Origin of the sequence: Massilia niabensis, assembly GCF_042655085.1 — a bacterium.
GTDB lineage: Bacteria > Pseudomonadota > Gammaproteobacteria > Burkholderiales > Burkholderiaceae_D > Telluria > Telluria niabensis.
The window spans coordinates 40,810-61,607 of sequence record NZ_JBHSMU010000011.1 but is presented as its reverse complement, the minus strand read 5'-3'; the positions used below and the strand labels follow the sequence as shown (position 1 = coordinate 61,607).

Genomic DNA, 20,798 nt, shown 5'->3' with positions numbered 1-20,798 from the left:
TGCGTTATAGCCGATCGGCAAAAGCGGCTATGGTACGCCGCTCGGCAGTAAAAAGGGAACAGCGGGCGAACCGCAGGTGGCAAAGTGCTGCTGGCGGCTATAATTCCGGGATGGGGGAACGATATTTAAAGAGCGTCCGTTTGCTGGCCGAGTGCCTGCAAGGCTTCGAGCGGTATTCGGGCGAATCGGTGCGGCAGTACGGCCTGACGCACGCGCAGTTCGACATCATTGCCACGCTTGGCAATACGCCGGGCATGAGCTACAAGGAACTGGGCGAGCGCACCCTGATCACGAAGGGCACGCTGACGGGTGTCATCGAACGCCTCGAGCAGAAGGGCCTGGTGCTGCGCGAGCGCAACAGCGACGACAAGCGTTCGTTTTACGTACGCCTGACCGACGCCGGTGATGCGGTATTTCGCGACGTGTTCCCGAAAGTGGTCTCGCACGGCAAGCAGCTGTTCGCGGGTTTCGGGGATGCCGAGTTCGACGAGCTGGACGGCGCGCTGAAGAAGCTGCGCGAGCGCATCAATCAGGCCGGACGCCCGGTCCCGTTATCACTACAACAAAAGGAAGAATCTTGAAAACTACCCTGCTCGAGGGCAAAAAGCCCGCCCACTTCGACAAGCACATCATCGGCAATATCCTGCTCGACGTGGCGCCGGAAGAGGAAGTGCGCCAGGAAAAGATGCTGATCGGCGTGCGCAACGAGGCGGGCGAAATCTACCGCCTTATCGGTGCGATGAAAGTGAACAATTTCATGAACGCCGTCGAGGAACTGATCGACCTGGGCCTGGTCGATGAGCTGCAGGACACCGAAGAGCTGAAAGACGGCTGCGACGCGATCTTCAGCGAAGAGTGATTGCGTTGTAAAAGTGCCCTAGAGCAAAGTTTGTCTGGGGCACGTCTGTTCCTTGAGGGTATAATTTTTCGATGGACAGACTTGACGCCCTCAAGAGTATCGCGGCCCAGGCCATCCGCGGCGAACTCAGTTTCCCGACAAATGTCGACGCCACGCTCAGGCTGCAACAAGCCCTGAACGATCCCGAATGCCACGCCGACGCCGCCGCGCGCCTGGTGCAGGCCGAGCCGCTGCTTGCGGCGCGTACCGTCGCGATCGCCAATTCCGTTACCTATAACCGCTCCGGCGCCGACGTGACCAATGTGCGTGCGGCCGTGCAGCGCGTGGGTTTCCGCACGCTCGGGGCGCTGGCTGCCGCCGTCATCGTGCGCCAGTTGAGCAGCGAAATCACCGACCCGCAGCTGCGCGCGAAAGCGGACGCCCTGTGGCGCCACACCGCCCACGTGGCGGCGCTGGCGCAGGTGATCGCGCGGCGGGTGTCGTTTGTCGATCCGGAGACGGCGATGTTTGCCGGCATCGTGCATGAAGTGGGCGGCTTTTATTTGCTGTCGCGGGCGCACGAGTATCCGGGCCTGCTCGATGGCGACGCCGACGAATGGCTCGAGCACGGCGAAGTGGCCATCGGCCGCGGCGTGCTGCTGCGCCTGGGCGTGCCGGCACCGGTGATGGGGTCGATCGAGGCGATGTGGAACGGCATGCGCGCGCTGCCGCCCGAGACGCTGGGCGATACCCTGCTGCTGGCGAACGACCTGTCGCCGGTACCCTCGCCCCTGCTGGAACGCCCCGGGGCGACCACGGCGGCGGCTGCGATCTCCATTGATTTTGCGGTGGGCGACGGGACGCTGGCGCGGATCATGGAAGAGTCGGCGCACGAGGTACAGAGTTTGACCGCGGCCTTGATCTGAACGCCGCGACACCGCTTCTCGGTAAGGTCTCAGTAGATTCTCAATAAATCTCGGCAGCGGCCAGGCGCACCTGCTTGAGCAGCAGATCGGCGCCGGGCGCCAGCAGGTGGTCTTGCTGGCGGATGATGCCGAAGGCGTCCATCTTGCAGGGCAGCTCGATCGGCAGGATGCGCATGACGTTCAGCGAGGCGTAGTACTGCGCCACTTCCAGCGGCATCACGTGCAGCGAGTCGGTCTGCTGCAGCAGCGCGGTAATGAGCAGCAGCGCGGTCGTGTCCACCACGTTCACCGGCGGCTGCAGGCCGGCGCGGCGGAACATCATGTCGAAGCGGTGGCGCAGGATGCTGCCCGGCGGCGGCAGGATCCACGGGCGATCGGCGATGTGTTCCAGCGCCAGCCCTTTCTGCTCGAGCAGCGGATGGCCAGGACGCACCACGGCGCAGGCCGGCTCCTCGGTCAGCTCCTCGTACACCAGGCCCGCCGAATCTTCCTTCTCGAGAATCCGGCCGATCATGAAGTCGAGCGTGCCGTGCTGCAGCTTGTCGAGCAGGACGTTGCTCGGCTCCAGGTGCACGCCGATGCGCAGCAGCGGCGCCTGCTCCTTGATGCGCGCGATGGCACGCGGCAGCAGCGCCATCGCGGGCGACATGATGACCCCCACTTCCACCTGCCCGGCCAGGCCGGCTTTCAGCGCCAGCATGTCGTCGTGCGCCAGCGCCAGGCTGGTGAGCGCCATGCGTGCATGGCGGATCATCGTTTCGCCGTAGATGGTCGGCTCCATCCCGCGCGGCAGGCGGTCGAACAGGCGCACGTCCAGCATCTCCTCCAGGTCCTTGATCTGCTTGGAGGCTGCGGGCTGCGTCATGTGGAGTTCGTCGGCCGCCCGGTGGATGTTGCGGTAGTCGTCGAGCGCGATCAGGAGCAGGAGCTGGCGCGTCTTGAGGCGCGCCTTCAAAAACCAGTTCGGGTTGGTTGTATCCATCAGAAAATAATATCAGTTTCGATATTCTTCCGGCAGAAATAACACCAAACGGTTATCACTTGCAGCCCGGAGAGGGGTTCGAGGCCGGACCTTCCGCCGTCTGCGCCACCGGCAGGATTTTTCCGTCCGGGCCGTAGCGCAGTTCCTCGACGGCGGCCGAACGGCGGTACTCGCCGCCGGTCGGCAGCTTGGCGTTGTGGTAGAAGATGTAGGACTTGCCGTTGAAGTCGACGATCGCCTGGTGGATGGTCTTGACGTTGCTGTTCTTCTCCATGATCACGCCGCCGAAGGACCAGGGGCCGGTGGCCGTAGGGCCGGTCATGTACACCGTCTCTTCCGGGAAGTGGCGCGAGTACGACAGGTAATAGGTGCCCTTGCGCTTGTGCACGTAAGCCGCTTCGGTGAACGCTTCCAGGCCGGCGGTATGGATCGGGCCATCGAGTTCGAGCATGTTCGGCTTCAGCTTGGCGTACTTCATCACCGTGTTGCCCCAGTACAGCCAGGCCTGGCCATCGTCGTCGATGAAGACGGCGGGGTCGATGTCGTCCCAGCCGATGCTGGTTTCCTTCGTCATGTCGTTGGTGATGAGCGCGGTGCCGCGGGCATCTTCGAACGGGCCGGTCGGGCTGTTCGATACCGCCACGCCGATCGCCTTGCCGGGGATGGTCGCGTGCGACACCGTCGAATAGAAGTAGTACTTGCCGTTGCGCTTGACGATGTCGGAGGCCCAGGCGTCGCTCTTGGCCCACTTGAAGGTGCTGTAGCGCAGGGGCGAGCCGTGATCGGTCCACTTCTTCATGTCGCAGCTGGAGTACACCCGCCACTCGTTCATCACGTAGTCCTTGCCCCCTTCCGGCGCGTCGTCCTTGCCGACGTACAGATAGACGCGGCCGTTGTCCACCAGCGCGGCCGGGTCGGCCGTGAAGATGTTGGTGACGATCGGGTTGGCGGCCTGGGCGAGGGCCGAGGCGGCACAGGCCACCGCGAGTACGCAGGTTTTCAGCATCATGTCTCCTTGTATATCTTTTTTATGTATTGACCAGCTTTACTTCTGGCGCATGCCCATCAGGCGCTGCACCACGCAGAACACGAACAGCAGCGCCCCAATGACGATCTTGGTCCACCACGAGCTGAGGGTGCCGTCGAAGGCGATCAGGGTCTGGATGGTGCCCAGCACCAGCACGCCGGACAGCGCGCCCAGCACGTAGCCGTAGCCGCCGGTCAGCAGCGTGCCGCCGATCACGACGGCGGCGATGGCGTCGAGTTCCGTGCCCTGCGCATGCAGCCCGTACCCGGACAGCATGTAGAACGAAAACAGCACCCCGGCCAGCGCCGCGCAGAAGCCGCTGAACGCATACACGAGGATCTTGGTGCGCCCGACGGACAGGCCCATCATCTCGGCCGACTGCTCGTTGCCGCCGACGGCATACACCGCGCGCCCGAACGACGAGAAGTGCGCCACCCACACGGCCAGGGCCAGCATCAGGAGTGCGATCAGCGCCCCCGGCGACAGGAAGCCGCCGAGGAAGGGGATCTGCGTCTGCGACATCGCCACGAACAGCGGGTCTTCGATGGTGATCGACTCGATGCTGATCAGGTAGCACAGGCCGCGCGCCAGGAACATGCCGGCCAGCGTCACGATGAAGGGCTGCAGGCGGAAGACATGGATGATGGCGCCCATGGCGCCGCCGAAGGCGCTACCTCCCAGCAGCACGAGCGCGATCACCGCCAGCGGCGGCCAGCCCGCCTGCAGCAACCAGGCCGCAATCATCGTCGCCAGCGCCAGCACCGCGCCGACCGACAGGTCGATGCCGCCCGAGAGGATCACGAAGCACATGCCGATTGCGATCACCAGCAAAAAGGCGTTGTCGATCAGGAGGTTGAGCATCACCTGCAGCGACAGGAAGCCCTCGTAGGCCTGGCCGCCGATGACGAGCATCGCCAGCAGCAGCACGACCGTCACCATCGACGTGAACCAGGGCGCGGCGGCGAGTTTACCCACCCCGCTTACCCCGCGCATGGCACGCAAATTCGTCAGGGCCGCACTCATGCCGCCCTCCTCTTCCACAGGGTCTTGAGCTGGTCCGATTGCGAAATGCAGATCAGGAAGACCACGACCGACTTGACGACCATGTTGACCTCGGGCGGCACGCCCAGCGAATAGATGGTGTAGGTGAGCGTCTGGATGATGAGCGCCCCGATGATGCTGCCGACCAGCGAAAACTTGCCGCCCGCGAGCAGGGTGCCGCCGAGCGTCACGGCGAGGATGGCGTCCAGTTCCAGCAGCAGGCCGGCGTTGTTCGCGTCCGCGCTTTTTACATTCGAGCTGATCATCAGCCCGGCCATGCCGGCGCAGGCCGCGGAGAACACATACACGAAGACGATCAGCGCCGCAGTGCGGATGCCGGCCAGGCGCGCCGCCACAGGATTCACGCCGACGGCCTGGATGAACAGGCCGAGCGCCGTGTGGCGCATCAGGAAACTCGTCACCGCGAACACCGCCACCACGACGAACAGCGCGAACGGCAGCCCGAACAGGTAGCCGCTGCCGAGGAAGAAGAAGGGCTGGTAATAGACGGTGACGATCTGGCCGTCGGTCAGCAACTGCGCCAGGCCGCGCCCCGCGACCATCAGGATCAGCGTGGCGACGATCGGCTGCAGGCCGAGACCGGCGACGAGGAACCCGTTCCACAGCCCGCACAGCAGCGCCGCGCCCAGGGCCGCGAGGATCGCCAGCGCCATCGGCGTCTGCGCGACGTATTCGGGCACGCCATTGTTCATCACCATCGTGCCGCCGATCAGCATCGACGCGACCGTGCCCGACAGCGCCACCACGGCGCCGACCGAGATGTCGATGCCGCGCGTGGCAATGACGAGGGTCATGCCGATTGCCGCCAGCATCAGGGGCGCTGCGCGGTTGACGATGTCCACCAGGCCGCCATACAAGTGGCCGTCGCGGATCTCCAGTTTAAAAAAGCCGGGAATCAGGGCGAAGTCGATCAGCAGCAGCACGGCGAGGGCCGCCAGCGGCCGGAACAGCGGGTGCTGGAACAGCGAGGGCGAGGCCGGCTGCGCGGACGTGAGAGCGGCTGGGTTGAGCGGGACGTTCATGCGCAGCCCTCCCCAGCGATCACGTGCAGCACCGAGCTGTCGTCGAGCTCACCGCGGCGGTACTCGCCGCACACATTCCGGTCGCGCATGACGACGATGCGGTCGCTCACGCGCAGCACCTCGGGCAGCTCGGACGAGATGAACAGGATCGACATGCCCTTGCGGCACAGGGTGGTAACGTAGTCCATGATTTCCTGCTTCGCGCGCACATCGATGCCGCGCGTGGGTTCGTCGAGGATCATCAGCTTCGGCTCGGTGGCCAGCCAGCGGGCCAGCAGGACCTTTTGCTGGTTGCCGCCGGAGAGCGTGCCGATCGGCGTCTCGATGCTCGCCGTCTTGATCCCCAGCTGTTGTACGTAATAGGTGGCCAGTTCCTGCTGGCGGCGCATCGGGATCGCGCGCAACAGCCCCTGGCGCGCCTGCAGCGCCAGGATCAGGTTCTCGCGCACGGACAGCGACAGGATCGCGCCCTCGTGCTTGCGGTCTTCCGAACAGAAGCCGATGCCCTCTGCGATGGCGTCGCGCGGCGTGGAGAAGCTGCGGCTGCGGCCGCCGATCTCGATGGCGCCGCTGTCGGCCTTGTCGGCGCCGAACAGCAGGCGCGCCGTTTCAGTGCGGCCGGAACCGAGCAGGCCGGCCAGCCCGAGCAGCTCGCCCTTGTGGATGGCAAGGTCGACCGGCGCCAGCACGCCCTTGCGCGCCAACGCGCGGGTCGCCAGGAAGGTCTCGCCCTGGGGGGCATTGGTCGCGCCCGCGCTCGCGCCCTGCTCCGGCGCCGCCTCGGGCGCGCCGACCATCTTGTTGACCAGCGCCAGGCGCGACAGCTCGCTGCACAGGTACTCGCCTTCGCGCTCGCCGTTGCGCATCACGGTGATGCGGTCCGAGATCGCGTAGGTCTGCTCCAAAAAGTGGGTGACGAACAGGATCGCCATGCCCTGCTCGCGCAGGGAGCGCAGCACCGAGAACAGCAGCTGGACTTCGTTCTCGTCCAGGCTGGAGGTGGGTTCGTCGAGGATCAGGACGCGCGCCGAGATGTTCAGGGCGCGGCCAATGGCCACCATCTGCTGGATGGCGAGCGGGTAGGTCGACAGCGGTTTGCTGACGTCGATATCGATCTGCAGGCGCGCCAGCAGCGCGGCGGCGTCCCGGCGCATGGCACGCCAGTCGATCATGCCGAAGCGGCGCGGATAGCGTCCTATGAAGATGTTCTCGGCGACCGACAGGTTCGGGCACAGGTTGACTTCCTGGTAGACCGTGCTGATGCCCAGAATCTGCGCATCCTGGGTCGAGCCTGGCGCGATCGCTTTTCCGTCCAGGACGATGCTGCCGCGCTCGGGCTGGTAGACGCCGGTGAGGACCTTGATCAGGGTCGACTTGCCGGCGCCGTTCTGGCCCATCAGCGTGTGGACTTCGCCGGGGTACAGGCGCAGGCCCGCATCCGACAGCGCCTTCACGCCCGGGAACTGCTTGTGGATGCCGGTCACTTCCAGAACAGGCACCTGTGTTGCCGAGGCTCCCATGGCCGCCTCAGTACTTACGGTTCGGGAATTCCTTGGCCGCGACTTCAGCCGGGAACACGCCTTCGTTCACGGTGATGCGCTTCGGTACCGGCTTGCCTGCCTTGACCAGCTGCGCGGTCTGGACCAGCTGCGGCCCGAGCAGCGGGTTGCACTCGACGGTGACGTTGAGCTTACCCTGCAACATGGCCTCGAATGCGCCCTTCACGCCGTCGATCGACACCACGAGGATATCCTTGCCCGGTTTCAGGCCCGCTTCCTCGATGGCCTGGATCGCGCCGATGGCCATGTCGTCGTTGTGCGCATACAGCACGTTGATGTTTTTACCCTCGGACTTGAGGAAGGCTTCCATCACCTCCTTGCCCTTGGCGCGGGTGAAGTCGCCGGTCTGCGAGCGGATGATCTTCAGCTTCGGGTTGCCGGCAATGACTTCGGCAAAGCCCGCCTTGCGGTCGAGTGCCGGCGCCGAGCCGACGGTGCCCTGCAGCTCGACGATGTTGTAGCCGCGGTTCGGGTTCTTCTTCTGGTGCTCGACCAGCCAGCGCGCGGCGCGGCGGCCCTCTTCCACGAAGTCGGAACCGATGAAGCTGACGTACAGCGACGGATCGCTGACCTTGACCGCGCGGTCGGTCAGGATGACGGGAATCTTTGCCGCTTTCGCTTCGCGCAACACGGTATCCCAGCCGGATTCGACGACCGGCGAAAACGCGATCACATCGACGCGCTGGGCGATGAAGGAACGGATCGCCTTGACCTGGTTTTCCTGGCGCTGCTGGGCGTCGGCAAACTTCAGGTTGACGCCGGCCTGCTTGGCAGCGCTCTTGATCGAAGCGGTGTTGGCAGTGCGCCACTCGCTTTCGGCGCCGACCTGGGAGAAACCGATGGTGAGCGGCTTGGCGTGGGCGGGGATGGCGGCGGCCAGCGCAAAGGCGGCGGCCGCGCCCAGCAGGGTTCTGCGGGTGATGAGCATCACGTTGTCTCCGGTATTGTTGTCTCGCAATACTAGGACAAAGTGTGATGCTGATCCAATCAATTTTTCGAGCGCTTCGATACCGTTTTTTGTATGCGTCAGTTGCGCGCCTACCCTGATCGCGGATCCTGGCCCGACGTGCTAGCGCAGGAGGCGAAGGCCGTAGAGACCGCCTGCAATCGATCCTTCGGCGGCGACAAAGCGCACGCTGAGCTTGCCTGATGCTGCCTGCCGCATCGCGTCCGGAATCGGGTAGTCGACAGCATAGAATTCCTGCGCCGATGCCGCGTCCAGGGCTACTTTCGCGAGCAACTGGCCATTCACCAGGATGTCGAATTTTCGTCCGGCATCTGCCCTGGCAAAGGTCAGCCGCAACAGCTTCGCCTCCCCTTTCGGGTCATTCAGCTCGTAACTGAACCACTTGCTCGCATGCCGCCAGCGCCCGCCCTTGCTGATACCGGTCGCGCTGCCCTCGCCCTTGAAAAAATGATCCGACTCCGGCTGCTGTTCGCCGGGCGCCACCTTGTCGATCGTGCGCGCGTCCAGCGCCAGGCGCTCGGCCTCGCCTTCGGCATTTTGCGCCAGCATGGCTTGCAGCTTGCCCGGCGTGGAATGCTGCCAGTACATCGTGTAGCGCGAATCGTGCAGGCGGAAGAAGGGAATGAACTCGGTGGCCGGGCCCGCGGCACCGTGCACCAGGCCGGGCGCCGTGAAGGTCAGGGCCTTGCCCTTCACCGGTTTGAAGCGCCGCAGGAAGGTTAGCGAATCGCTGACCAACATCGGCGCCGATTCGAGCGGGCAGACCGGCCCCTGCGCGATATGCCCCATGCGCGACGCGTCCGCAAGGAAGTTCAGCCCCTCGTCGCCGAACAGGCGCGTTTTTGCCGCCAGCACGATCGGGCCGTGCAGCACGGCGTAGTAGTTCGAGCGATCCGGCATCTGCTCCAGGCGCGTGGTCATCGGCAGTTGCACGTCGACGACATCGCCACGGCGCCATGCGCGGGCGATGCTCACGTAGCCACCCGGCTGCGCATCGATTTTTACCGCCCTGCCGTTGACTTTTACAGTGAGCTTGCCGGCCGCCACCCAGCCCGGGTAGCGGATCTTCAGTGCGAATTTGCCAGGCGCGTCCACCGTCAGGCGCGTGCTGCCCTGGTCCGGGAAACGCGTGCTCTGCGTGATGCGCACGCCCTTCGCTTTCCAGTGCAGCGTCGAGGGAATGAACAGGTTGACGAACAGGGCGTCGCCCTCGTGCGCATAGATGAACTCACCGTACTTCGCATGGCTCTCGATGCCGGAGCCGACGCAGCACCACATGCCCTTGTCCACCTGCGAATACACGCGGTAGTGGTTCGGCCGCATCGGCGTGAAATAGACGAAGCCGCCGCCGGGGCGCTGCGAGGACAGGATGTGGTTGTACAGCGCGCGCTCGTAGTAGTCGCCGTAGCTGCCCTTCTGCTGCGACTGGAACAGCATCCCGGTGAGCTTGAGCATGTTGTAGGTGTTGCAGGTTTCCGGCCCCTCGACCTCGTTGATCATCGAGCCGAAGTCCTTGTCGTCATGGAAGTGCTCCTTGACGCTGTTGCCACCAATTGCCACGGAACGGCGCTCGACCACGGTCTGCCAGAAGAAGGCTGCGGCGGCATCCAGGTCCTGCCGCCCCGTCATGTCGGCGATGCGTTTGAAGCCGATCACCTTCGGGATCTGCGTGTTCGCGTGCAGGCCGGTGAGTTTGTCTTCGCCTTTCGCCAGCGGCTGCAGCACCGCCTGGTGCGAGAAGCGCAGCGCCAGGTCGAGGTATTTTCGCTCGCCCGTCATCTGCGCCACGTCGGCCAGGATCTCGTTCATGCCGCCATGCTCGCTGCGCAGCATCTGCTGCATCTGCTCGTCGGAGAGGCGCGCCGTGAGGCGCAGCGCCCAGTCGCTCAGGTCGATCAGCATCCTGCGCGCATCCTCGTTGCCGGCATGGCGCCAGGCGTCGCGCAGGCCCGCATACACCTTGTGCAGGTTGTACCACGGCACCCATTTGCCGTTGATCGAGAAGTTGTCCGCTTCCAGCTTGCCGGCCGCGACGTCGCGCCAGGCCTGGCGTCCGCCGGGAATGCCGCCGAGGTAGCCGTCGCCATTCGCGGCCTGCGCGCGCTTGAGCTCCGCCACGAAATGGTTCAGGCGGCGCAAGGTTTCGGGGTCGCCGGTCGCCGCATGCATCAGCGCCAGCGCCGACAGGTAGTGGCCGCCCATGTGGCCGTCCAGCCCGGTCGATTCCCAGTTGCCGTAGGCCGGCTGGCGTGGCGCCAGGCCCGCCTCGCGCAGGAAGGGCGCCAGCAGCCGGTCCGGCTCCATCGCCATCATGTAGTTCAGGTCGGTGGTCTGGGCGTCGAGGAAGGGGCCGGGCTTCAGGCGCACGTCGGCCAGCGGGAACAGCTCGGCCGCCTGGGCCCACGCACCCGTTACCAGCAGCGCCAGGGCGGCGAGTCGGGTTTTCATGGAACGAATCTCATGGCAGTTGGACACTCATGTAGCGGTTCAGGTCGGCGGCGTCGACAATGGGCCAGCCATCCCCGTCCCATGTCATGTCCAGCACTTTCAGCTTCTGCTTGAACTTGTCGGCGCTCTCGTAGGCGTGCAGCACCATATAGTCCTTGCCGTCGAAGGTGTAGGCGCTGTTGTGGCCCAGGGCCTTCCAATCGCGCGTGCCCTCGATCACGAGCGAGCCGCCGCCTTTCGCCATGTCCACGCCCTTGCGGTCGAGGTAAGGCCCTGTAACCGCCTTTGCGCGGCCGACCACCACTTTATAGGTGCTGTCCTTGCCCTTGCAGCACAGGTCCCAGGACGCGAACAGGTAGTACCAGCCGTTCTTCTTCATGATGAACGGCGCTTCGATCTGGGCCGCGCCACCGTGTTTATCCGGCGTAAAGGCCGGGCGGTCGCGGCGGGCGATCGTGTGCCACTCCTGCGGTTCGGCCAGCCTGGTGCGGCTGGCGTCGAGCTTCACCAGTTTCAGGCCCGTCCAGAATGAACCGAAGGACATCCATGGCGTGCCGTTCTCGTCGTCGATCACGTGCGAGTCGATGGCGTTCCACAGGTCGCGGCCCGGTACCGATTGCAGCACCATGCCCTGGTCTTCCCATTTGTAGTTGGGCGAGCGCGGGTCGAGCGTGGTGTTGGTGGTGACGCCAATGCCCGAGGTGTTCAGGCCGAAGCCCGACACCGAGTAGTACAGGTAGTACTTGCCGTTGTGGTGGTAGATGTCCGGCGCCCAGATGTGGCCGTCGAACGTCGGCGCGGCTCGCTTTGCCCATGCGGGTTGGCCCGGGAACACGCGCCCCTCCGGCTTCCACGACTTCATGTCGGTGGAGCTGTAGAAGGTGATGCCGGGGCCGGTGCTGAAGAGGTAGTACTTGCCGCCCTCTTTGGCCATCACCGGATCGTGCACGCCCACCTGTGCGGCGAGGGCCGGTAGCGCAGTCGCAACCGCGAGCGCGCCGGCGAGCGAATGGGAGAATAAGCGGGAGAATAAAGACATGCGATGCTCCTGATGGTCGTTGAATCCTCGCCCACGCCGGCCGGGGCCAGCGTGGGCGAACGGTGCACAAGGGTGCACCTAAGGCCTTAGCCCTCGAGCGCCACCACCACGACCGATTTGGCCGGCAGCTTCAGGGTCAGCTTGCCATCCACCGCCTTCGCGCTGTACGGCGCCGGCTTGACGGCTTGCGGCTTGTCGAAGGTGTTGTGCGCGTCCATCGCTTCCGAGGTCAGCACCTGGCCGGAAGCTCCCGTCACGTTCTGGCCCTTCAGGTCGAGCACGACATCGCTGGCCTGGCGCGGATTGGTGTTCACCAGCGCCACGTAGACCTTGCCGTCCTTGCCGCGGGCGCTCGAGGCGCTGATACCCGGGATGCTCTTGTTATCGCTTGAATACGACACGTCGTTGTTGACGGCCGTCGGCAGCGAGGTCGCATCCTGGAACGGCACGTACATCTTGTACGCGTGGTAGGTGGGCGTCAGCAGCATCTTGTCCTTGTCGGTGATGATCATCGCCTGCAGCACGTTGACCATCTGCGCGATGTTCGTCATGCGCACGCGCTCGGCATGGGCATGGAAGATGTTGAAGTTCAGCGCCGCCACGACCGCATCGCGCAGGGTGTTACGCTGGAACAGGAAGCCCGGGTTGGTGCCTGGCTCGACGTCGTACCAGGTGCCCCATTCGTCGACATAGAAGCCGATCTTCTTCTGCGGGTCGTTCTTGTCGAGGATCGCGACGTTGTTCTTGATGAAGCCGTCCATGCGCAGGGTCTGCTGCAGGGTCGAGAACCATTCGTTTTCGCCGAAGCCGGTGGCGGCGCCCTTCTTCTCCCACACCCCGGTCGGGAGGGTGTAGAAGTGGAAGCTGATGCCATCGGTGCCGCGCGCGGCTTCCTTGCTCAATACCTCGGTCCACTTGGTGTCGTTGTCGTTGCCGCCGCTGGCAATCATCTTCGGACGCGCGTTCGGCGGGGTCTTCAGGAAGGTGGCGTAGTGGTTGTACAGGTGCGCGTAGTACTCGGGCTTCATGTTGCCGCCGCAGCCCCAGGCTTCGTTGCCGATGCCGAAATAGGCCACCTTGTACGGCTCCTTGCGGCCGTTCTTGCGGCGCTGTTCGGCCAGCGTGGACTTGGTGTCCGAGGTCATGTACTCGAGCCACTCGGCCATCTCCTGCGGGGTGCCCGAGCCGAGGTTGCCGTTGATGTAGGCTTCGGTGCCGAGGATCTCGACCAGGTCGAAGAACTCGTGGGTACCGACGGCATTGTCTTCGGCCACGCCGCCCCAGTGGGTGTTGACCTTCACCGGGCGCTTGTTGCGCGCGCCGATGCCGTCGCGCCAGTGGTACTCGTCGGCGAAGCAGCCGCCCGGCCAGCGCACCAGCGGCACCTGCAGTTCCTTCAGGGCGCCCACCACGTCGTTGCGCCAGCCGCGGGTATTCGGGATTTTCGAACCCGGGCCGACCCACAGGCCTTCGTAGATGCCGGTGCCGAGGTGCTCGGCGAACTGGCCATAGACGTTCTTGTTGATGACCGGGCCGGGTTTGGTGGCGTCGATGGTGACGCTCACCTGGGCCAAGGCGGAGGCCGACGCAGCCATGATGGCGAGCGCGAGGATGGTGGGCTTGAATGCTTTCACTGCTGTCTCCCTGATCTATTTAAAATTTATTTGAATACGGCGACGAAACCGCCGTGGGCCTTGATGCTGACTGTCTGCTTGCCGCCCTTGATGCCGGACTGGCTGAATTCGCGTTTGCCCTGGCCGTCGGCGATGAGGGTGCCGCTGCGCTTTCCCATGAAGGAGAGGTCGAGCTCGAACCTGCGGTCGGCGTCGTCGGCATTCAGGCCGGCGACATACCATGCCTGCCCCGCCCTGCGCGCGATGACGACGTGGCGGCCGGGATAGCCGTCGACGAAGCGCGTCTCGTCCCAGCTGCGCGGCAGGTCCTGCAGGAAGGTTTTGACGTAAGCAGGCGCGGTGGCCATGCCTTCCGGCGTCTCGGCGAAGTGCTGGATCCCGGACAGGAACAGCACCGATTCGGCCAGCTCGAAGCCGTTGCGGGTCTTGCGCTCGATCTTCGGGATGTCGCCGAAGACCGTCGGCGTGAAGTCCATCGGGTCGAACAGGTTGCGCGTGAACGGCAGCATGGCAGCGTGGCGCACCACGGCGTCCTGGTCAGCCTGGGTGAAGGTGGTGAACTCGAAGCCCTTTACCGCTTCGGCCGTCATCAGGTGCGGATAGGTGCGCGACCAGCCGCGCGGCAGCGTCGCGCCGTGGAAGTTCACCAGCAGGCCGGCCTTGGCGGCGTCGTTCAGGATGTCGACGTAATAGGCGATCATGGACTGGCCGTCGCCGGCGAAGAAGTCGATCTTGACGCCCCGGATGCCCATTGCGCGCAGCTTTTCGAACTCGCGCACGCGGGCTTCACGCGTGATGAGCGCGCCCTTCGGGCTGTACTCGGTCTTGTTCCAGGCGCCGGACGAGTTGTACCAGACGAGGATGCCGATGTTCTTCTTCGCCGCGTAGGCCACCAGTTCGCGCATCCGGGCGTCGCCGATCTTGCGGTCCCAGTCGGCGTCGACCAGGGTGTAGTCCCAGCGCATGTCGGCGGCGTAGTCGACGAATTTCTTCTGGATGTCGAAGACGGTGCCGTCGTCCTTGAGCAGGGCCCAGCTCCACGAGGCGTGGCCGGGCTGCAGGCGCGCCTTGTCGAATGCGACTGCGGGCGCGGCGAGATCGGTGCCGAGCGTCGATTCGACGACCGTGCGCAGCGTTCCCAGCGCGATGATGCGCCATGGCGTCACCAGCTCGCCGCGCGCTGACGCCAGCAGCGCGCCGTTAGTAAACACTTCGGGCGCGGCGGGCAGGCCGAGCTTGTAGCGGCCGTTTGGCGACTCGGCTTCGAGGCGGGACGCGTGGAAGCTGCCGTCCATGTTCGCCTCGGTCAGCGCCACCCAGGTGTCGCCCGCCTGGAACAGCGCCGGGAAGACCCAGCCGGCGGCGGTCGGCGCCTTGGTGCCGACGGCGATTTCGCGCTGGTAGTGCTCCTCGTAGGCGGGATTGGTATTCATCCAGCCGGTCTGGGCGACCGACATCGGCTGCAGCCAGGCCTTGGCGGACTGGCCGAAGTTGAAGCCGGTGGCTTCGGAGACGAACTGCTTGTGCGGCAGCGCCGGCTCGGCCACCCGATAGCGGAAGGCCACGCCGTCGTTCGAGACGCGGAAGGCGACGTCCATCGCCTGCCCTTGCGCGTTACGCACGGTGTAGACCTGTTCGTTGGCAGCGTAGCTGACCTTGCGCTTCTTGCCGGCGGCGAGCTCGTAACTGTCGCGCACAAGCTTGCGTGGCGAAGTGGCGGCCAGCGTCAGCCCACTGGCGAGGTCGGCGCCCTGCAGCTGCAGGCCGAGCGGGGACGGCAGGATGACGGGTTTACCCTCACGGGCGACGGCATAGGTCAGTGCGCCGGAAGGCGCGGCCGTCACGGCGACCGAGATGCGCCCGTCGGGGCTGGTGAGAAAGGCTGCCTGCGCCTGGGTGCTGAAGGCGGCGACGAGCGCCAGCGCGGTACGGGTCAGAGCGGTCATGACGGGTTTCCTGGTAGCGTGACGCAGCCGCTGCTGGCGGCAACATCCTCCCCGCACGCAGGCGGGAGCCCTGGCCTTTGCCAGGGTGGCGGTTCATGAGGTAGCGGTGCGGATGGATGTGGCGGCCGCTAGCCGCCTCACATCAGGTCCAGCCGGCGTCGACCACGAAGTCCTGCGCGGTGCACATCTTGCTTTCGTCGGCACCAAGGAACAGGACCATCGCGGCGATATCGTCCGGCATGAGCTTGCCCGGCAGGCACTGGGCCTTCTTGATTTCCACCTCGGCCTCGGCATCGACCCAGAGGTCGACCTGGCGCTGGGTCATGACCCAGCCAGGCGTGACGGTGTTCACGCGCACGCCGAAGGGGCCGAGGTCGCGCGCCAGGCAGCGGGTCAGGCCGATGACGGCCGACTTGGTGGTGGCGTAGACCGGATAGCCGGCGCCCTTGGCATGCCAGGACATGGAAGAGAAATTGATGATGGAGCCGCCGCCCTTTTTCTTCATGCCCGGCAGGACTGCCTGTGCGGTGAAGAACATGGGGCGCTGGTTGATGGCGATGCGCTCGTTCCAGTAGTCGAGCGAGACGTTCTCGATGTCGTGGCGCTGGTCGTTGGCCGCGTTATTGACCAGCACATCGAAGTCGCCGAGCTCCGCTGCCAGCTCGGCCATCGTGCGCTGCAGCGCCGGGATGTCGGTGATGTCGCAATAGCGGAACACGGGAGCGGTCTGTCCAGGCTTCGCCAGATTCGCGCACAGCGCTTCGCTCGCCTCCTGTGCGATATCGACAAAGGCGACCACCGCGCCCTGCTCCACGAACGCCTTCACGATCGCTTCGCCGATGCCGGTCCCGCCACCCGTCACGAATACCCGCCGGCCCTGCAGGCTGGGGTACTTTGCCGTCTGAGTCATACCTGTCTCCATCTGTCTTATTGTGATGTTGCCTTACTCTTTGGTCAATGCGCCGTCTTTGCGGCGCCAGATGCCAAGAGGATTATCGTCGCGCAGCGCCTCGGGCAGCAGCGCTTGCGGCAGGTCCTGGTAGCAGACCGGGCGCAGGAAGCGGGCAATCGCGCCGGTGCCCACCGAGGTGCTGCGCCCGTCCGCCGTGGCCGGGAACGGGCCGCCGTGCACCATCGCGCTCGACACTTCGACGCCGGTCGGGAAACCGTTCGCCAGGATGCGGCCGGCCCTGCGTTCCAGCAGCGGCAGCAGCGCCCTGGCCGCGTCGTGGTCGGCCGGGTCGATCTGCAGCGTGGCGGTGAGCTGGCCTTCCAGCCCTTCCACGACCTCGCGCAGCTGGGCCAGGTCACGGCAGACCACCAGCACGGACGCCGGGCCGAAGACTTCGTCGTGCAGCTCGTGGCGCGCCAGGAACTGCTCGGCGCTGGTGCGAAACAGCGCGGCGCCGCCTTGACCCTCATCGTGTTCGACCCGCGCCAGCGTCGTGACCGCATCGTTCGTGTGCAGCGCCGCGACGCCCTTGCGGTAGCTTTCCGCGATGCCCTGGTTCAGCATGACGGCGGCTGGCGCCGCCACCAGTGCCTCGCCGGCCGCGCCGCAGAATGCGTCCAGGCCCGGACCGTCGACCGCGAGCACGAGGCCGGGGTTGGTGCAGAACTGGCCGACGCCCATGGTCAGCGAGGCGGCGAAGCCCTTGCCGATATCCGCGCCGCGGTCACCCAGCGCGTGCGGCAGGATGATCAGGGGATTGATGCTGCTCATTTCGGCGTACACGGGAATCGGCTGACTGCGCGCGGCAGCCACTGCCATCAGCGCGGTGCCGCCCGAGCGCGAGCCGGTGAAGCCGACCGCCTGGATGGCCGGGTGGCGCACCAGGGCCTGGCCGATACCGTTGCCGGTGCCGGTCAGCAGCGCGAACACGCCGGGCGGCAGGCCGCACAGGCGCACCGCCTCTACCACCGCGCGTGCCACCAGTTCCGAGGTGCCCGGATGGGCCGAATGGGCCTTCAGGACGACCGGGCAGCCGGCCGCGAACGCCGATGCGGTGTCGCCGCCGGCCACCGAGAACGCCAGCGGGAAGTTCGATGCCGCGAACACGGCAACCGGGCCGACGCCGATGAGGTGATAGCGCAGGTCCGGGCGCGGCGGGGTGCGCTGCGGCAGCGCCGTATCCATGCGCGCATCGCGCCACGAGCCTTCGCGCAGCAGCTCGGCGAACAGGCGCAGCTGGCCGCAGGTGCGGCCACGCTCGCCTTCGAGGCGCATGCGCGGCAGGCCCGTCTCCGCCATTGCGCGTTCGATCAGCGCATCGCCGAGGGCGAGGATCTGCTCGGCGACGGTGTCGAGGAAGGCCGCGCGCTGGCGGTCGGTAGTGCTGCGGAAGATGTCGAAGGCCTCGCCCGCCAGCGTGCAGGCGCGGTCGATCTGCGCGGCGTCCACCATGTGGAAGGACGGCTCGAGGTAGTCGCGCCTGGCGGGATCCCAAGCCTTGAACGAACCGGCGGCACCCCGTTCGTGGACGCCGCCAATGATGGCTTCGCCGCTGATGCTCATAAGGCCTTCACCTGGGCGAACCGGGTCTCCTCGACCGCCAGGCGGTTGCGCAGGGCCGGGCCGAATTGCGGCGACTCGACTTCGAAGGTCTCGCCCGCTTCGACGCGAATGCTGTCGGCGAAGCTCAGCGTGGCGGTGCCGAAGAAGTGGATGTGCACGTCGCCGGCGCGGTTGAACAGGCCGTACTTGAAATGGTGGTACTCGAGGTTTTCGATGGTGTGCGACATGTTCTGCTCGCCGCTCACAAACGCCTTTTCCCAGCGCACCTTGCCGTCGCGGTCGAGGATGCGCGAGGTGCCGGACACGTGGCTTGGCAGCTCGCCGACCAGCAGCGCCGGGCCGACGCCGCAGTTGCGCAGCTTCGAGTGGGCCAGGTAGAGGTAGTTCTGGCGTTCGGTGACGTGGTCCGAGAACTCGTTGCCGATCGCGAAACCGAGGCGGTAAGGCTGGCCGTCGTCGCCGATGAGGTAGAGGCCGGCGATTTCCGGCTCCTCTCCGCCGTCGAGCGCGAAGTCGGGCATCTCGAGCGCCTGGCCGGTAGCACGCACGATCGAGCCGTCGCCCTTGTAGAACCATTCCGGCTGGACACCGGCGGTTCCGGAGGCCGGCTTGCCGCCTTCGACACCCATGCGGAACATCTTCATCGAGTCGCTCAGCGAGTCGACGTCGCCGCCGATCTTCTTGTGCATGGCGTCGCGCGTGTCGGCGCTGCCCAGGTGGGTCAGGCCGGTGCCGGTGACGTAGCAGTGGGCGGCGTCCGAGTGGTCGAGCGGCGGCAGGATGCGGCCATCACGCGCGACGTCGTCGTAGTGGTAATGTTCCTGGCTGGCGGCGCTGTCGGCCAGTTGGGCCAGCGTGGCGCCGGCGGCAATGGCGGCGCGCGCCAGGTCGAGCGTCGTGGCATAGCCGTTGACGACGCGGATGGTGTTGTCGTGCAGGATGCCGACGCGGCGTTCCTGTGATTCGGTGATGAATTGTACGAGCAGCATGGCCCGGGTCTCCCGATGATGGTTTGTTTTGGCGATTCGAGTGTTCAGGGGCTGGTTGAACGCGTGAACGGCGGAGCCGTCCACCCTACGTTCGAATCAATGCGAATGCTTCGGCACCGCCGACCCACGGCAGCCGACGAGGAAATCGAAATCGCAGCCTTCGTCGGCCTGCAGCACGTGATCGAGATACAGCCGCTGGTAGCCGCTGTGCTGCACCGGCTTGTTGTTCTCCGCGCGGTCGGCCAGGCGGGTGCGGATCTCTTCGTCCGACAGTTCCAGGTTCAGGCCGCCGCCAGCGCAATCGAGCACGATCCAGTCGCCGTCGCGGACGATGCCCAGCGGTCCGCCGGCCATCGCTTCCGGCGCCACGTGCAGCACGACGGTGCCGTAGGCGGTGCCGCTCATGCGTGCGTCCGAGATGCGCACCATGTCGGTGATGCCTTGGGCCAGCAGCTTCGGCGGCAGGCCCATGTTGCCGACTTCGGCCATCCCCGGATACCCCTTCGGGCCGCAGTTCTTCATGACCAGGATGGAGTTCGCATCCACGTCCAGGTCCGGGTCGACGATGCGCTGCTTGTAGTGGTCGAAGTCCTCGAACACGACTGCCCTGCCGCGGTGCTGCATCAGGTGCGGCGACGCGGCCGAGGGTTTCAGCACCGCGCCGCGCGGCGCCAGGTTGCCGCGCAGGATGCGGATACCGCCGTCTTCGATCAGCGGCGTGTCGAGCGGACGGATCACTTCGTCGTTGTAGATCGGCGCGTCCTGGCAGTTCTCCCAGAGCGACTTGCCGTTGACGGTCAGCGCGTCCTTGTTGGCCAGCAGGCCGCCTTCGCCCAGGCGGCGGATCACGCCCGGCAGGCCGCCGGCGTAATAAAACTCCTCCATCAGGTATTTGCCCGACGGGAGCAGGTCGACGATGGTCGGGGTGCCCTTGCCGATGTTGGTCCAGTCTTCCAGCTCGAGCGGCACGCCCATGCGGCCGGCGATTGCCTTCAGGTGGATCACGGCGTTGGTCGAGCCGCCAATCGCGGCGTTGACGCGGATGGCGTTCTCGAAGTTTTCGCGCTTGAGGATTTTCGACAGCTTCAGGTCTTCGTGCACCATCTCGACGATGCGGATGCCCGACATGTGCGCCAGCACGTAGCGGCGCGCGTCGACCGCGGGGATGGCGGCGTTGTGCGGCAGCGAAGTGCCCAGCGCCTCGGCCATGCAGGCCATGGTGGACGCCGTGCCCATCGTGTTGCAGGTGCCCGCCGAGCGCGAGTGGCCGGCTTCGGCGGAGAGGAAATCGTGCATCGTGATCTGGCCGGCCTTGGCCTGCTCGTGCAGCTGCCAGACGGCGGTGCCGGAACCGATGTCCTTGCCGTTCAGCTTACCGTTGAGCATGGGGCCGCCGGTGACGACGATGGTCGGGATGTCGACGCTGGCCGCGCCCATCAGCAGGGCCGGGGTGGTCTTGTCGCAGCCGACCAGCAGGACGACGGCGTCCATCGGGTTGCCGCGGATCGACTCTTCGACATCCATGCTGGCGAGGTTCCGGGTCAGCATCGCGGTCGGGCGCAGGTTCGATTCGCCGCTCGAGAAGACCGGGAATTCGACCGGGAAGCCGCCGGCCTCGAAGATGCCGCGCTTGACGTGCTCGGCAATCTTGCGGAAGTGCGCGTTGCAGGGAGTCAGTTCAGACCAGGTATTGCAGATGCCGATGATCGGCTTGCCCTGGAATTCATGGTCGGGGATGCCCTGGTTCTTCATCCAGCTCCGGTACATGAAGCCGTTCTTGTCCTGGGTCCCGAACCACGCGGCCGAGCGCAGCGTGGTTTTTTTCTTCGTCTCGGACATGCATT

At 65.6% G+C, this 20,798-nt stretch carries 17 protein-coding genes; 3 read left to right on the top strand and 14 right to left on the bottom strand.

The features are described from left to right. The first annotated feature begins 110 nt into the window (after positions 1-110). From ACFPN5_RS11575 to ACFPN5_RS11565, 3 genes are all read left to right on the top strand, one after another. A complete protein-coding gene (locus tag ACFPN5_RS11575; protein ID WP_379783323.1) occupies positions 111-581 on the top strand; it encodes a MarR family winged helix-turn-helix transcriptional regulator in 471 nt (156 codons plus the stop codon). Next, positions 578-859 carry a hypothetical protein gene (locus tag ACFPN5_RS11570; protein WP_379783321.1) on the top strand — a complete coding sequence of 94 codons (282 nt, stop codon included), beginning with the start codon at positions 578-580 and terminating at the stop codon, positions 857-859. Before ACFPN5_RS11575 ends, ACFPN5_RS11570 begins: the two co-directional genes overlap by 4 nt. A gap of 71 nt (positions 860-930) precedes the next feature. After that, a complete protein-coding gene (locus ACFPN5_RS11565) occupies positions 931-1,764 on the top strand; it encodes an HDOD domain-containing protein (protein WP_379783319.1) in 834 nt (277 codons plus the stop codon). Positions 1,765-1,804: 40 nt separating this feature from the next. Here ACFPN5_RS11565 and ACFPN5_RS11560 read toward each other — a convergent pair whose 3' ends face one another. The 14 genes from ACFPN5_RS11560 to ACFPN5_RS11495 all read right to left on the bottom strand — a co-directional run bounded on the left by ACFPN5_RS11560 (position 1,805) and on the right by ACFPN5_RS11495 (position 20,793). Continuing rightward, a complete protein-coding gene (locus ACFPN5_RS11560) occupies positions 1,805-2,746 on the bottom strand; it encodes a LysR family transcriptional regulator (protein ID WP_379783317.1) in 942 nt (313 codons plus the stop codon). Between the two features lie 55 nt (positions 2,747-2,801). Beyond that, positions 2,802-3,752 carry a glycoside hydrolase family 43 protein gene (locus tag ACFPN5_RS11555; RefSeq protein ID WP_379783449.1) on the bottom strand — a complete coding sequence of 317 codons (951 nt, stop codon included), beginning with the start codon at positions 3,750-3,752 and terminating at the stop codon, positions 2,802-2,804. A gap of 39 nt (positions 3,753-3,791) precedes the next feature. Continuing rightward, a complete protein-coding gene (yjfF, locus tag ACFPN5_RS11550) occupies positions 3,792-4,766 on the bottom strand; it encodes a galactofuranose ABC transporter, permease protein YjfF (RefSeq protein ID WP_379783447.1) in 975 nt (324 codons plus the stop codon). Between the two features lie 26 nt (positions 4,767-4,792). Next, positions 4,793-5,857, bottom strand: coding sequence for an ABC transporter permease (locus ACFPN5_RS11545; protein WP_379783315.1), 1,065 nt, complete (start codon positions 5,855-5,857; stop codon positions 4,793-4,795). Beyond that, entirely contained in the window at positions 5,854-7,377 is a 1,524-nt protein-coding gene (locus ACFPN5_RS11540) for a sugar ABC transporter ATP-binding protein (RefSeq protein ID WP_379783313.1), read from the bottom strand. Before ACFPN5_RS11540 ends, ACFPN5_RS11545 begins: the two co-directional genes overlap by 4 nt. Before the next feature lie 7 nt (positions 7,378-7,384). Continuing rightward, positions 7,385-8,344: an ABC transporter substrate-binding protein gene (locus ACFPN5_RS11535; protein ID WP_379783311.1), complete on the bottom strand. Its 960-nt coding sequence runs from the start codon at positions 8,342-8,344 to the stop codon at positions 7,385-7,387. 141 nt (positions 8,345-8,485) lie between these two features. Next, a complete protein-coding gene (locus ACFPN5_RS11530) occupies positions 8,486-10,831 on the bottom strand; it encodes a beta-L-arabinofuranosidase domain-containing protein (protein WP_379783309.1) in 2,346 nt (781 codons plus the stop codon). Between the two features lie 10 nt (positions 10,832-10,841). Next, positions 10,842-11,870, bottom strand: coding sequence for an arabinan endo-1,5-alpha-L-arabinosidase (locus ACFPN5_RS11525; protein ID WP_379783307.1), 1,029 nt, complete (start codon positions 11,868-11,870; stop codon positions 10,842-10,844). 86 nt (positions 11,871-11,956) lie between these two features. After that, positions 11,957-13,504 carry an alpha-N-arabinofuranosidase gene (locus tag ACFPN5_RS11520; protein WP_379783305.1) on the bottom strand — a complete coding sequence of 516 codons (1,548 nt, stop codon included), beginning with the start codon at positions 13,502-13,504 and terminating at the stop codon, positions 11,957-11,959. A gap of 26 nt (positions 13,505-13,530) precedes the next feature. Continuing rightward, positions 13,531-15,450 (bottom strand): glycoside hydrolase family 97 protein, encoded by a 1,920-nt coding sequence (locus ACFPN5_RS11515; RefSeq protein ID WP_379783303.1) that lies wholly within the window; start codon positions 15,448-15,450, stop codon positions 13,531-13,533. Positions 15,451-15,592: 142 nt separating this feature from the next. Beyond that, a complete protein-coding gene (locus ACFPN5_RS11510) occupies positions 15,593-16,360 on the bottom strand; it encodes an SDR family NAD(P)-dependent oxidoreductase (protein ID WP_379783301.1) in 768 nt (255 codons plus the stop codon). Between the two features lie 33 nt (positions 16,361-16,393). Then, the gene (locus ACFPN5_RS11505; protein WP_379783299.1) at positions 16,394-17,965 is read right to left on the bottom strand and encodes an aldehyde dehydrogenase (NADP(+)); all 1,572 of its coding nucleotides are present in this window, start codon (positions 17,963-17,965) and stop codon (positions 16,394-16,396) included. Continuing rightward, on the bottom strand, positions 17,962-18,954 hold the full coding sequence (gene araD1 / locus ACFPN5_RS11500) for an AraD1 family protein (RefSeq protein ID WP_379783297.1): 993 nt from the start codon (positions 18,952-18,954) through the stop codon (positions 17,962-17,964). Before araD1 ends, ACFPN5_RS11505 begins: the two co-directional genes overlap by 4 nt. Before the next feature lie 96 nt (positions 18,955-19,050). Then, the gene (locus ACFPN5_RS11495) at positions 19,051-20,793 is read right to left on the bottom strand and encodes an IlvD/Edd family dehydratase (protein WP_379783295.1); all 1,743 of its coding nucleotides are present in this window, start codon (positions 20,791-20,793) and stop codon (positions 19,051-19,053) included. Between the last annotated feature and the right edge of the window lie 5 nt (positions 20,794-20,798).

Excerpts from the sequence above, each read along its gene's own strand:
- ACFPN5_RS11575 (WP_379783323.1), top strand. The coding sequence starts at position 111 with ATGGGGGAACGATATTTAAAGAGCGTCCGTTTGCTGGCCGAGTGCCTG.
- ACFPN5_RS11565 (WP_379783319.1), top strand. The coding sequence starts at position 931 with ATGGACAGACTTGACGCCCTCAAGAGTATCGCGGCCCAGGCCATCCGC.
- ACFPN5_RS11560 (WP_379783317.1), bottom strand. The coding sequence starts at position 2,746 with ATGGATACAACCAACCCGAACTGGTTTTTGAAGGCGCGCCTCAAGACG.
- ACFPN5_RS11555 (WP_379783449.1), bottom strand. The coding sequence starts at position 3,752 with ATGCTGAAAACCTGCGTACTCGCGGTGGCCTGTGCCGCCTCGGCCCTC.
- yjfF (WP_379783447.1), bottom strand. The coding sequence starts at position 4,766 with ATGCGCGGGGTAAGCGGGGTGGGTAAACTCGCCGCCGCGCCCTGGTTC.
- ACFPN5_RS11545 (WP_379783315.1), bottom strand. The coding sequence starts at position 5,857 with ATGAACGTCCCGCTCAACCCAGCCGCTCTCACGTCCGCGCAGCCGGCC.
- ACFPN5_RS11540 (WP_379783313.1), bottom strand. The coding sequence starts at position 7,377 with ATGGGAGCCTCGGCAACACAGGTGCCTGTTCTGGAAGTGACCGGCATC.
- ACFPN5_RS11535 (WP_379783311.1), bottom strand. The coding sequence starts at position 8,344 with ATGCTCATCACCCGCAGAACCCTGCTGGGCGCGGCCGCCGCCTTTGCG.
- ACFPN5_RS11530 (WP_379783309.1), bottom strand. The coding sequence starts at position 10,831 with ATGAAAACCCGACTCGCCGCCCTGGCGCTGCTGGTAACGGGTGCGTGG.
- ACFPN5_RS11525 (WP_379783307.1), bottom strand. The coding sequence starts at position 11,870 with ATGTCTTTATTCTCCCGCTTATTCTCCCATTCGCTCGCCGGCGCGCTC.
- ACFPN5_RS11515 (WP_379783303.1), bottom strand. The coding sequence starts at position 15,450 with ATGACCGCTCTGACCCGTACCGCGCTGGCGCTCGTCGCCGCCTTCAGC.
- ACFPN5_RS11510 (WP_379783301.1), bottom strand. The coding sequence starts at position 16,360 with ATGACTCAGACGGCAAAGTACCCCAGCCTGCAGGGCCGGCGGGTATTC.
- ACFPN5_RS11505 (WP_379783299.1), bottom strand. The coding sequence starts at position 17,965 with ATGAGCATCAGCGGCGAAGCCATCATTGGCGGCGTCCACGAACGGGGT.
- araD1 (WP_379783297.1), bottom strand. The coding sequence starts at position 18,954 with ATGCTGCTCGTACAATTCATCACCGAATCACAGGAACGCCGCGTCGGC.
- ACFPN5_RS11495 (WP_379783295.1), bottom strand. The coding sequence starts at position 20,793 with ATGTCCGAGACGAAGAAAAAAACCACGCTGCGCTCGGCCGCGTGGTTC.